At 38.5% G+C, this 12,458-nt stretch carries 14 protein-coding genes; 12 read left to right on the top strand and 2 right to left on the bottom strand.

Going from position 1 to position 12,458, the window contains the following annotated elements; translation table 11 throughout:
* The first annotated feature begins 103 nt into the window (after positions 1 to 103).
* The 4 genes from AQPE_RS10570 (at position 104) to frr (ending at position 2,968) form a co-directional block, all read left to right on the top strand.
* A complete protein-coding gene (locus AQPE_RS10570; protein ID WP_318351023.1) occupies positions 104 to 655 on the top strand; it encodes a GNAT family N-acetyltransferase in 552 nt (183 codons plus the stop codon).
* Positions 656 to 906: 251 nt separating this feature from the next.
* A complete protein-coding gene (locus AQPE_RS10565) occupies positions 907 to 1,158 on the top strand; it encodes an acyl carrier protein (RefSeq protein ID WP_318351022.1) in 252 nt (83 codons plus the stop codon).
* 429 nt (positions 1,159 to 1,587) lie between these two features.
* Positions 1,588 to 2,298 (top strand): UMP kinase, encoded by a 711-nt coding sequence (gene pyrH / locus AQPE_RS10560; protein WP_318351021.1) that lies wholly within the window; start codon positions 1,588 to 1,590, stop codon positions 2,296 to 2,298.
* 106 nt (positions 2,299 to 2,404) lie between these two features.
* A complete protein-coding gene (gene frr, locus AQPE_RS10555; protein ID WP_318351020.1) occupies positions 2,405 to 2,968 on the top strand; it encodes a ribosome recycling factor in 564 nt (187 codons plus the stop codon).
* 112 nt (positions 2,969 to 3,080) lie between these two features.
* On the opposite strand, the gene AQPE_RS10550 is transcribed toward frr, so the two are convergent.
* Positions 3,081 to 3,896: a BtpA/SgcQ family protein gene (locus AQPE_RS10550; protein ID WP_318351019.1), complete on the bottom strand. Its 816-nt coding sequence runs from the start codon at positions 3,894 to 3,896 to the stop codon at positions 3,081 to 3,083.
* A gap of 201 nt (positions 3,897 to 4,097) precedes the next feature.
* On the opposite strand from AQPE_RS10550, the gene AQPE_RS10545 reads away from it, so the two are divergent.
* On the top strand, positions 4,098 to 4,805 hold the full coding sequence (locus tag AQPE_RS10545) for a 3-keto-disaccharide hydrolase (RefSeq protein ID WP_318351018.1): 708 nt from the start codon (positions 4,098 to 4,100) through the stop codon (positions 4,803 to 4,805).
* Positions 4,806 to 4,807: 2 nt separating this feature from the next.
* Positions 4,808 to 5,590: a histidinol-phosphatase gene (locus AQPE_RS10540; protein WP_318351017.1), complete on the top strand. Its 783-nt coding sequence runs from the start codon at positions 4,808 to 4,810 to the stop codon at positions 5,588 to 5,590.
* Positions 5,591 to 5,601: 11 nt separating this feature from the next.
* Here the strand turns inward: AQPE_RS10540 and AQPE_RS10535 are convergent, their stop codons facing one another.
* Positions 5,602 to 6,492, bottom strand: a complete 891-nt coding sequence (locus AQPE_RS10535; RefSeq protein ID WP_318351016.1) for an OmpA family protein — start codon at positions 6,490 to 6,492, stop codon at positions 5,602 to 5,604.
* A gap of 207 nt (positions 6,493 to 6,699) precedes the next feature.
* Between AQPE_RS10535 and dxs the strand changes: the two genes are divergently transcribed.
* From dxs to AQPE_RS10505, 6 genes are all read left to right on the top strand, one after another.
* Complete coding sequence (gene dxs, locus AQPE_RS10530; protein WP_318351015.1) at positions 6,700 to 8,607, top strand: 1-deoxy-D-xylulose-5-phosphate synthase; 1,908 nt, start codon at positions 6,700 to 6,702, stop codon at positions 8,605 to 8,607.
* Positions 8,608 to 8,670: 63 nt separating this feature from the next.
* The gene (locus AQPE_RS10525; RefSeq protein WP_318351014.1) at positions 8,671 to 9,828 is read left to right on the top strand and encodes a sensor histidine kinase; all 1,158 of its coding nucleotides are present in this window, start codon (positions 8,671 to 8,673) and stop codon (positions 9,826 to 9,828) included.
* A gap of 148 nt (positions 9,829 to 9,976) precedes the next feature.
* Complete coding sequence (locus AQPE_RS10520) at positions 9,977 to 10,504, top strand: YceD family protein (RefSeq protein ID WP_318351013.1); 528 nt, start codon at positions 9,977 to 9,979, stop codon at positions 10,502 to 10,504.
* A gap of 13 nt (positions 10,505 to 10,517) precedes the next feature.
* Positions 10,518 to 10,703: a 50S ribosomal protein L32 gene (gene rpmF, locus AQPE_RS10515; RefSeq protein WP_318351012.1), complete on the top strand. Its 186-nt coding sequence runs from the start codon at positions 10,518 to 10,520 to the stop codon at positions 10,701 to 10,703.
* 253 nt (positions 10,704 to 10,956) lie between these two features.
* A complete protein-coding gene (locus tag AQPE_RS10510; protein WP_318351011.1) occupies positions 10,957 to 11,955 on the top strand; it encodes a beta-ketoacyl-ACP synthase III in 999 nt (332 codons plus the stop codon).
* Positions 11,956 to 11,989: 34 nt separating this feature from the next.
* Complete coding sequence (locus tag AQPE_RS10505) at positions 11,990 to 12,454, top strand: MaoC family dehydratase (RefSeq protein WP_318351010.1); 465 nt, start codon at positions 11,990 to 11,992, stop codon at positions 12,452 to 12,454.
* Positions 12,455 to 12,458: the final 4 nt, after the last annotated feature.

Genomic DNA, 12,458 nt, shown 5'->3' with positions numbered 1-12,458 from the left:
TATTCTTTTTTGTTGTTCTGCCCGAAAATTAATGTTGAATGAAAATTCACGTTTTTATTGTATTTTGGCTTTAAGTAATTTTATCTGAACTGGAGATATTGTCATGGAAAAACTCACCATAGATGATCATTCGTTTTTGGAACGATTAAGCCTTTTGCATGTGGAAGCCATATTCACGGCTATCGATCAGAATAGGAAATTTCTGCGGAAATGGCTTCCATTTGTTGACTTCACTCAAAAACGGAGTGATACCGAACGATTTGTGCGGTCGATCATTGATAAAGTATCATCAAATCGCGATGAAGTATACATAATTTGGTATAAGCATGAATTTGCCGGCCTGATCGGATTTAAAGATATTGATCGGATCAACGATAAAATTGAGATTGGCTATTGGTTAATCGAAAAAATGACAGGTAAAGGGCTCGCCACCTCAGCAGCTCGAAAAATGGTAAACCTTGCTTTCAGAAATATGGAAATGAACAGGGTAGTGATTCGTTGTGGTGTCGGAAACGACAAAAGTGCCGCAATACCGCGCAGGCTGGGGTTCTCCCTCGAAGGAATTGAACGAAATGGAGAGCGGCACAATCATTCCTATATTGATCTTGAGGTTTTTAGTTTGCTTAAGCTGGAATGGGCAAAAACCTTATTTTAATGGTCTGAGCGTTTGAACGTTAAATTAATGCAACCTCCGTTCTTGAAGTCAAAGCATTGCTCTGTGAAATTTAAAGTGCTAAATATGAATGTTTTGCGTCTTGATGATGCCTTTCACTTGTTGCAAAAAGGATAAGGTTGTCTTTTTTGACTCATGTGATCAATTGGTCGAATGTTTTATTTCTTACTTTTGCACGGTTCAATCTAAATCGTTGTTGTAGTTTAAATGATTTAGAGTTAAAGCAGAAGACTATGGAAAACAAAACAAATCAGCGAACCTTGTATAAGGTGCTAAGGAAAACAGGAGTACGCCGTGATCGTATTAAGCTTGAAGCTTCTTTTACTGATGATTTAAATTTTGATCAGGTTGACTGGGCTCTTTTCGTATTTTATCTTGAAGGATTATTTAAGATTCAGTTGGAAGATCAGGAAATTACAGAATTATCATTGGTGAATGACACTTTGGAAATTGTAAACAAAAGAACTAAAGTTGAATTTTCGTAATCGGATTCAATCTATTTAGTGAACGTATTTTATCGAAAAGGTATTTGGGAAACCAGATACCTTTTTACATTATCTAAAACCGAATCATTAGGTTGATTTTTGGAGTTCCTCTTTTATTTCTGTTCAGGTTGTTCAGGAAATAAATTTCTAAAATTGTTCATTCATTTGCTCTATTGAACCATTCGCATTGAATATTGGTCATTTCAGAAAATTCATTTGATAAAATAGCAATAATGATTTTCAAGACTATATTTTTGATTCAGTTTTCATGGAAAATCAATTCGCGCTTATATATTAATATTGTGTAATTGTACCCCAAGAGCACAAAATGAAAGTCAATCATTTTTTTGATTGACTTTTTTTATTTTCCGATTTTAAATCTTCAGCACTATTAAAACTTTTCATTTACTTTTGTTGAAAATTGATGTCATGCTAAAATTTAAACGGATTTTACTAAAGCTGAGCGGCGAATCGCTCATGGGCGAACAACAATACGGAATCGATCAGCAACGGCTTGCTGATTATGCCGAGCAAATTAAGGAAATTGCAGATCTTGGAGTTCAGATTGGAATCGTCATAGGAGGTGGGAATATCTTTCGCGGATTGAGCGGAGCGACCAAAGGATTCGATCGGGTGAAAGGCGACCAGATGGGAATGCTGGCAACCGTAATTAACAGTCTTGCTCTTAATTCTGCTCTTCAAAGCGTAGGATGTAAGTCGCGGGTTCTGACAGCAATTCGGATGGAACCAATAGGAGAGTTCTATTCAAAAGATAGAGCCATCGAAGTTTTGGAAAGAGGCGAGGTCGCCATTTTTTCTGCCGGAACCGGAAATCCCTATTTTACCACCGACACCGGCTCATCGCTTCGTGGAATTGAAATTGAAGCTGATGTTATGTTGAAGGGCACTCGGGTTGATGGTGTATATACAGCCGATCCGGAGAAGGATTTAACGGCTACCCGTTTTGAAAAAATAACTTTTGATGAAGTGCATCAACGCGATTTAAAGGTGATGGATCTCACCGCAACTGCTATGTGTAAGGAAAATAATCTGCCAATTATTGTTTTTAATATGGATATTAAAGGAAACTTGAAAAAAGTATTGGAAGGTCAAAGTGTTGGTACATACGTATATAGATAGTGCTTGAAGTTTTTTTGATTTAACGTTTGAATATAAATTTTAAAGTAATTTAATTTTTTCTATATTTGTTCCCAGCACTTTTAATAAACGAAAAGAGTTAGTTCATATGCAGGAAGAGGTTGAAATGATTTTGGATATTTGCAGGGAAAAAATGGAACACGCTATTGCCCATCTTGAAAAAGAATTGGTTCATATTCGTGCCGGAAAAGCTTCTCCGCGAATGCTGGACTCAGTTATGGTTGAATATTATGGAAGTATGGTTCCGGTTGCGCAAGTATCAAACATCAATACACCTGATGCCAGAACAATTGCAATTCAACCTTGGGAAAAAAATATGATTCGTCCCATTGAGAAAGCAATTATCAATTCAAATCTGGGATTTAATCCTGATAACAATGGAGAGTTTATTCGCATAAACGTACCTGCACCAACCGAACAACGTCGTAAAAACATGGTGAAAACGGTTAATCATGAAGGTGAAGTTGCTAAAGTTAGTTTGCGAAGTGCCCGGAAAGATGCCAACGATAATTTAAAAAAATTATTAAAGGATGGCCTTTCTGAAGATCTTGAAAAAGATGCTGAAGATAAAGTTCAAGGTATGGTTAATGACTTCAGCAAAAGAGTGGAAAAAATGCTCGATGATAAAAATGTCGAGATTTTAACGATATAATTGTTTCTAGTTTTCTGTTTTCTGAACATTGTTTAATTGTTTTCATGGCTTTGAGGCGGCTTGTTGAAGCCGTCTCAATTTTTTTTGTAACATTTTGATGTTCAGATACGATCTAGCTTCTTCTCAATTCTTTCACTTTATCCATAAACAGCTTTAACCTTTCCTCCGAAATGGAGTTTTCCCATTTCCCTTCAAATTTAAATCCGGAGCCAACAATGAAAGCATCGGCAAAATCCCAGTAATTCTCAATATTACCGGTAGTTATTCCCGAACCAATTATAACGGGTAAAATGGTGCTTTGACATGCGATTTTTACATCATCAATTAATGCTTCTTTTCCGGTTGAACTTCCGGTAATGATAATTCCATCACTCCTGAAATAGCTTGCAGTTTCAACATGTTCCTTCATGCTGATGTCGGCAGTAATTGAATGGGAAGAATGTTTTTTCTGAACATCGGTAAAGATGCGGATGTGTTCTGCTCCTATCAATTTTCGGTATCGGAGCAATTCGCCCGCACAGCTTTCCATATAACCTTCGTCAGCTATATGCGCAAAGGTAAAACCTTCGGCCCTGATAAAATCTAATCTGGCTGCTTGTGCAACGGCCAGAGCTTCTTTGTTTGCTCCTGCCAGAATCTGGATGCCAATCGGGAGTTGAATAATTTTGCGTAATTCAATCGAGACCGCAGTCATGCAGGCAACGATTTCGGGTCCTACTTGCCTTTTAAGGTAGGGAACATCGTGCATATTTTCGATCAAAATGGCATCAACCTCTGCGTTTTGTAATTTAAGTGCTTCTTCAATCGACTTATTGACAATTGACTGAATTGAGAGAGTATTAAGCGGAGTGCCCGGTAAAGCCTCAACATGAACCATTCCAATGATCCATTTGCCTTGTTTCATTTGTTGAATAGTATTTGTTCCCATACCTTAAAATTAATAGTTTTCTGACCGTGAACCTCGGTTCTTATGTTATTTTTGAAAATCAAAACATTGTACCTTGTGCATTTCATATTTAGTTAATAATTTCAGAAGTTCATTTTTATGATGGAAAAATCAGAGAAATGATTTTTCCATACTCTGATATTTCGTTTCAGAGATTGTAACAAAAGATGTAAACAGTTGTATATGAAAAGGATATTTGTTTTATTATTGGGAATAGTCGCATTTTTAACTGTTGTTGCCCAAAATGACAAGATCAACACATTATCGGAAAAAGAAAAAAATGATGGCTGGCAATTGCTATTTAACGGAAAAGATCTGAATGGATGGAGAACTTTTCAGGGAAAAGAGATTTCAGGATGGAAAGTCATTGATGGAGTCTTAAACAATTCAGGTGTTGGAAGTGATCATGGTGGTGATATTATTACCAAGGCTAAATTTCAGAATTTTGAATTGTCGCTCGAATGGAAGATTGCTCCGCAAAGTAACAGCGGTATCTTTTACCACGTAAATGAAAAGATAGGAACTGCCATATATGAATCTGGTCCTGAATATCAGCTTATTGACGACAAAGGTTGGCCAGACCGATTACGCGATGACCAACATTCAGGAGCAAATTACGGTATGCATGCTCCGAAGAATGCAGTTGTTAAAGACTCAAACGAATGGAATCAAACTCGGATTGTTGTGGAGGGAACGCATGTTCAGCATTACCTGAATGGAGTAAAAGTTGTTGACTATCAGTTATGGGATAACGATTGGCTGCTCTTGAAAGGAAAAGGGAAATGGAAGGATTACCCATACTATGGAATGGCTCGGAAAGGTCCAATTGGGCTACAGGATCATGGCGGATTAGCTCAGTTCAGAAACATTAAAATTAAAGTAATAAAATAGTTATGATTGGATTGGTAGACTATCACATGCACTCAGTCTTGTCAGACGGAAAAAATTCGCATGAAGAAATGATTCTGGCGGCAATTTCGAAAGGACTGGATGAAATTGGGTTTAGCGACCATGTTTGCCTCAAACCTGTTGATTGGGCTATTCGAATGGAAGACATCCCGGTAATGACCAGGCAAATACTTGACCTTAAACAGAAATATGAGAACCAGATTCAAATTAGATATGGTATTGAAGTGGATTATTTTCCTGGTTATGAAGATGAATTGAGTGATTTGATCGAAAGCATTCCGGTTGATTATGTCATCGGCTCAGTTCATTTTATTGGTGACTGGAATTTTGATGTCGACCAGTCCTTATATGGGAAATGGTCAAACGACAAACTCTATGAAATGTATTTTGGACTAATTCAGCAGGCAGCCCAATCTGGTTTATTCGACACAATTGGTCACATTGATATCATTAAAAAATTCAGGGTTTATCCGGAGACAAATCAGGATAAGCTGTTTGACGATACCATTCGGATAATTAAAGATTACAATCTGGTGGTTGAACTAAATACAGGAGGAATGGACCGGCCTTGTGCCGAATTTACTCCAGGTATAAAATTACTCGAAATGTGTTACAAGCATCATGTTCCGGTTACATTATCTTCTGATGCCCACAGGGTTGAGCAAATAGCCCGGCATTATGAAAGTGCAACTGCAATGCTCTCTCACATTGGATATACCGAAATCGTTGGGTTCAATAAACGTATCCGTCGGATGATCAGGTTGTAGAAAATACGTTCTTAATTATTTTCGAGAATCCTGAAAATTTCATCCAGCCGGGGAGTCAGAATAATTTCGGTTCTCCTGTTTTTCTGTCGGGCTTCCGGAGTATTTGCTTCATCAATCGGGAAAAATTCTCCGCGACCAGCCGAAGTAATCCGCTTTGGATCAACAGATTTGTTTTTCAATAGAATACGGGTAACTGCCGTTGCGCGCATCACGCTTAAATCCCAATTGTCTTTCACTAAGCCAGTTCCACGCATTGGAACATTATCGGTATGCCCTTCGACTAAAACATTAATGTCGGGGTTTTGTCCCAGAACTTCGGCAAGGTTCGAAAGTGCCTGCTGCCCTTTGGGATCAACATCCCACTGCCCGGTTTTAAACAGAAGCTGTTCATCAAGCGAAACGTAAACCTTCCCATTTTTCTCCTGAATAGTTAACCCTTTGTTGTTAAAACCGACCAAGGCATCCATAACTTTTTGACGAAGTTGCTTAACTGCATCGTCTTTTTGTTTTAGCGCTTCTTCAAGTTCCTGAAGACGAAGACTACGTTTTTCCAGTTCGGTTTGCGCCGATTTCAGAATATCTTCCCGCTTTTGCAAATCGGTTTGTGCTTCCTGAAGTTTTCCCATTAACCGGGCAATTTCTTCCGAACTTCCGGCCTTTAAACTTTCCAGATTTCCGGTTGTTTCGTTGAGTTTTGCAGTAAGTTCACTAATATCTTTGATTTGTTTGTCTATTTTGCTCTGAAGTTCGGTGATTTTTACGTTCAATGCCTGATTCTGTTCTTTCATGGATTGAACCGTTTTTTCACAATCCTGGAAGTTTCCATTCAACTGATTGAATTTTTTGGATGATACACAGGACAATAGAAAGAAAAAGGCGAATACGTATAATAATTTATTCATGGCTTGTGTTTTTAGTCTGGTAAATATAGAACTTTGCAAAGTCAGGAGCAAATCGGAAATGGTCATTAGTCATTCGTAAATCGGAAGGTTGTTTTTAACCTTTTCCCCAATGATTATTCCAGTCAGATGCCGGCTTGGATTTTTTCCTTCAGTTCTAATGACTAATGACTTTTTACGTTGTATATTTGGATTCAAAATTGAAAGTTGATGGTTGAAAATACGGGAAGTCTATTGGATCAGATCACAGATCCATCGGAATTAAGAAAGCTGAAAGTTGAAGAATTACCTCAGGTTTGTCAGGAATTAAGAGACTTTATTATTGATGTGGTTTCAACTAATCCGGGTCATTTTGGGGCAAGCCTCGGCGTTGTGGAATTAACCGTGGCGCTTCATTATGTGTTTAAAACTCCTTATGATTTATTGGTTTGGGATGTTGGACATCAGGCATACGGGCACAAAATTTTGACCGGAAGGAAAGATGTATTTCACACCAACCGCAAATACAATGGCATCAGCGGATTTCCCAAACCTTCTGAAAGCATTTACGATACTTTTGGAGTTGGCCATTCAAGTACGTCTATTTCGGCGGCTTTGGGCATGGCTGTTGCAGCTAATCTTAAAGGTGAGAATAGCCGGAAGATTATTGCTGTAATAGGCGACGGGGCAATTACCGGAGGTATGGCTTTTGAAGGTTTAAACAATGCTGCTGTTAACAAATCAGACTTGCTCGTTATCCTGAACGATAACAACATGGCCATCGATCCCAACGTGGGTGGACTTAGCAATTATCTATTGAATATTTCGAAATCTCAAACATACAACCGACTAAAAAAGGATATTTGGGAAGGATTGGGCAAGCTAAACGGATTTGGCCCAAAAGCCAGACGAGTGGTTCAGAAAACTGAAAATGCGATAAAGACCATGTTGCTGAAACAGTCGAACCTGTTTGAAGGATTGGGTTTCAGATATTTCGGGCCAGTTGATGGACACAATGTGGTTTATTTGGCTGAAGTTCTTGAAAGTCTTAGCAGTATTCCAGGCCCCAAGTTATTACATGTGATTACGAAAAAGGGAAAGGGATTCAAGCAGGCAGAACTTAATCAGACAGAATACCATGCTCCGGGGAAGTTCGATAAAATTACAGGAGAATTGCTCGATTGCGAATGTCAGGTTAATAAACCTCCAAAATTCCAGAATGTATTTGGCAAAACCATTATTGAGTTGGCTGAAATGAATGATCGGATTGTGGCTATAACACCAGCGATGCCTTCCGGATGTTCTCTTAATCTGATGATGGAAAAGATGCCACACAGAACCTTTGACGTTGGTATTGCCGAGCAACACGCAGTAACGTTCTCTGCCGGACTTGCTACACAAGGAATGCTCCCGTTTTGCAACATCTATTCCACTTTCATGCAGCGTGCTTACGATCAGGTAATTCACGATGTGGCAATACAAAATTTGCAAGTTGTTTTTTGTCTCGATCGTGGAGGGCTTGTTGGAGCTGACGGTCCAACCCATCATGGGGTTTTCGATTTGGCGTATATGCGTTCAATTCCAAACATGATAGTATCAGCACCGATGGATGAACTTGAATTACGCAATTTGATGTTCACGGCTCAAAATGAAAATCACGGTCCTTTTTCGATTCGATATCCACGCGGATGTGGCAGTGTTATCGATTGGAACCAACCTATGAAAGCAATTCCTATTGGACAATGCAGGCAGCTCTCTGAAGGTACTGATTTGGCGATATTGACTATTGGTACGATGGGAGTTCAGGCAAGCAGAGTTGTGAAAATGCTTTCGAAAGATGGAATTCTAGCATCACATTACGACATGAGGTTTGTTAAACCGTTGGACGAGAAGGCTCTTCATTCGATTTTTAAGAATTTTAGCCATGTACTTACTGTTGAAGATGGCGTTTTGCAGGGAGGATTTGGTAGTGCAATATTAGAATTTATGGCCGATCATCAATACAACATTCCACTGAAACGAATTGGTATTCCTGACAAGTTCATCGATCATGGTACAACCGAAGAACTGTTTCGTGATTATGGACTTGACCAGCAAGGGATTTATAGAACGGCAGAATCGTTTATCCAAAAAGATTAAAATTCGGAATACTTTTTAAAAGGTGCATGCGTTTATCAGTCATATTATTAAATCATACTAACCTTGGATTTCTATTTTAGAAAACGTCGCTGGAAGATTCTACTTCTGATGCTTGCAGTTGTGATTGGAATTGGGGCATTTTATTATACCAATTGGCTGGTAAAAAACATGGCCAGGGAAGAGCGTAAAAGTGTTGAGTTATGGGCCGAGGCTACCCAGAAACTTGCCAGTGCCGACATTAATTCCAATCAAGACATCACCTTTCTGAATAACATTATCATTCGCAACACAACTATTCCTATTATAATTGCTGATAGTCTGGATCAAATTGGAGATTCAAGGAACATCTCATATTCAGATGAAAACAAGGACAAGGTATTGTTTAGGGAATTGCATAAAATGAAAGAGCAAAACGAACCAATTATTATTTCAATTCCTGGCGGTGAGACTCAATATCTTTATTATCGTGATTCTATTTTGCTCGAAAACCTTAAGTATTACCCAGTCGTTCAATTTGGTGTAATCTTTTTGTTTATTCTGGTAGCTTATCTTGCATTTAATTCTTCACGAAATTCAGAACAGAACCAGGTATGGGTTGGTATGTCGAAAGAGACTGCCCACCAGTTAGGAACGCCTATTTCATCGTTAATGGCCTGGGTTGAGTTATTAAAAATGCAAAATATTGATGCAAAACTGATTCAGGAATTTGAAAAGGATACCGAACGGTTGCAAAAAATAACTGAGCGCTTCTCCAAAATAGGATCGATTCCTGAACTAGTTCGAACAGATGTCGCCGAAACGATTCGCTCAACCATTGAATATTTAAAAACGCGCTCGTCAGGCAAGATCATATTCATTCTTGATTATGATCCTGAGATAAGACATGAAGCACCTTTGAATTCGTCATTGTTCAGCTGGGTGATCGAAAACTTGTGTAAGAATGCAATCGATGCGATGAACAATTCAGGAACAATTCAGGTTTCCATTACGGAAAAACCGGATCAATTGTTTATTGACGTTTCTGACACGGGGAAGGGGATTTCGAAAGCTTATTACAAGTCAGTGTTTCAACCTGGCTTTACAACAAAGAAAAGAGGTTGGGGCCTCGGGCTCTCTTTGGCCAAACGAATTGTTGAGAACTATCACAAAGGAAAAATTTTTCTGAAGCAATCTGAGATCAACAAAGGAACAACCTTCAGGATAATTCTGAACAAGGCATAACTTATTAACAATACGAACCGGAAGCAATTAATTGATATCTAATTGGTTCGATTGTGAAAACCAATTAAGGGAGAAACGTTGTTAAAAAAATCAATATATTTTCGGGGTTTGTATATTTTTTATACTTTTGCAAAACTTTTTTCAGGCAATGAGCAGTCAATCATTCTATAGCATTGCATTCAAAGGGCTTTCACAAGGGAAGCATATTTTTGAATACGAAATAGATGGCAAATTCTTTTCTGAGTTTGGCGGTGGTGTTGTCGATGAAGGTAATGTAAACGTTCGGATTACTCTTGAAAAACAGAGTTCACTGATGATCTTGTGGTTTGATGTGAAGGGAACAGTAAATGTTCAGTGCGACCGTTGTCTTGAAATGTACGATCAGCCAATCAATGGGTCGGAGCGAATTTTCGTTAAATTTGGCGAAAAGGAATTCGTTGAAGGCGATGACGTAATTTGGGTAAGCACAAACGATTATCAATTGAACGTAGCTCAATTGATTTATGAATTTATTTGTTTGGCTATTCCGATCAAAAGAGTTCATCCTGACGATGAAAACGGAAACACAACATGTGATCCGGCGATGATCGAAAAGTTAAGCAAATATATTATCAGAGAAGACGAGGAAAACAAGTCAGTCTGGAATGATTTAAAGAAATTATTAGATAACGAATAAAGATTAAGTTAAGATGGCACATCCAAAACACAGGGTATCAAAAACCCGCAGAGACAAAAGAAGAACACATTACAAAGCTACGCCAGCAACATTGGCAGCTTGTTCAAATTGTGGTACAACTGTTAAATATCATACTGTATGTCCGGAGTGTGGATATTACAGAGGTAAGTTGGCAATCGAAAAAGACGTTACAGTTTAATAACAACTCCATTATGATCAGAAGAATCCTATTCTTCTGATCTTTTTTTGCTCTCCTGTTTTAATATTCGAACAATTTAATTAATTGTTTTAAAAGGAGTTAGGTGAATTATTTGCCTGATTATTCTTTGCTGTTCAGTTTTTTCATCTTAACTTGCGCCGCAATTAATTTCCAAATATTACAGTTTGATTTGGATCTCTTCTGAATTTTTGGGAGGGCTTTTTTTGATAGATTTGATTTAAAAAATTTCACTATGAATAAAATTCGTGCTGCAATTACTGGCATTGGAGCATTTTTACCTGAGTATCGTTTAACTAACGAAGAATTGAGTACTTGGGTTGAAACATCCGACGAATGGATCATGCAGCGTATTGGCATTAAAGAGCGCCGCATCATGAAAGAGGAAGGATTAGCAACCTCGGATATGGGAGCCGCTGCTGTAAAGCAATTGCTCGAAAAAACAGGAACAAAACCGGAAGAGATTGAATTATTGATTTGTGCCACGATAACTCCTGATTCCCCACTACCTGCATCTGCGAATCTGATCAATCTCAAAGCAGGATTAATTAACGCTTGGGGTTTTGACCTTAATGCTGCATGTTCAGGATTTATATTTGCATTGACTACCGGCGCTAAATTTATTGAAAGTGGACAATACAAAAAGGTGATTGTTTTGGGTGCCGACATGATGTCGTCGATTACAAACTATAAAGACCGCACAACTTGTCCATTGTTTGGCGATGGAGCTGCTGCCGTTTTACTTGAACCGACAACTGAAAATTTGGGAGTGATTGATCATATCAATCGGGTCGACGGTTCAGGAAGTTCATTCCTTCAGATTAAAAGTGGCGGTTCTTTAAGGCCGGCTTCGAATGAAACTGTTTACAATGAAGAACATTTCGTAACTCAGGAGGGACAAACCGTATTTAAGTCTGCGGTTTCAAATATGGCTGATGTTTCCATTGAAATGATGGAAAAGCATAATATCACAGAGAATGATCTGGCATGGTTTGTTCCCCATCAGGCAAATATGAGAATTATCGACGCTGTTGGTCGTCGAATGGGAATTGACAAGGAGCGGGTAATGGTGAATATTCAGAAATACGGAAATACCACTGCTGCAACAATCCCACTTTGCTTGTACGATTACGAAAGCCAGTTACGGAAAGGTGACAACATCATTCTTGCTGCATTTGGCGCAGGTTTTACCTGGGGAAGTATATATTTAAAGTGGGCCTACGATCCGAAATAGAAAATAAATACTAAACACCTAAAACAAACCGATTATGGGAAAGCTTATTGTAAGAAGTCACGAGGAATTTGAAAAACTTGTTGGACAGGAACTCGGTATTTCTGAATATTTGACTGTTACACAGGATCAAATCAATAAGTTTGCCGATGCAACACTCGATCATCAATGGATTCATGTGGATGAGGAAAGAGCTAAAACAGAAGGTGCATTTGGAAGTACAATTGCACATGGATATTTGACTCTTTCGCTTTTGCCTTACATGTGGGATCAGATTATTCAGGTCGAAAACATTAAGATGCTGGTTAATTACGGAATTGATAGCTTCAAATTTAATCAACCAGTTTTGGTGAACAGCAGAATCAGGACCCGCGTCGTTTTGCGTTCGGTTGCAAATCTGAGGGGAATAACCAAAATACAGTTAGACATTCGCATGGAAATAGAGGGAAACCGGAAACCCGCTTTCGAAGGAATCACGACTTTCCTTTATCATTTCATCTAAAGGC

The sequence above is a fragment of the Aquipluma nitroreducens genome, from assembly GCF_009689585.1.
GTDB lineage: Bacteria > Bacteroidota > Bacteroidia > Bacteroidales > Prolixibacteraceae > Aquipluma > Aquipluma nitroreducens.
This window is presented reverse-complemented; position numbering and strand designations above follow the sequence as displayed.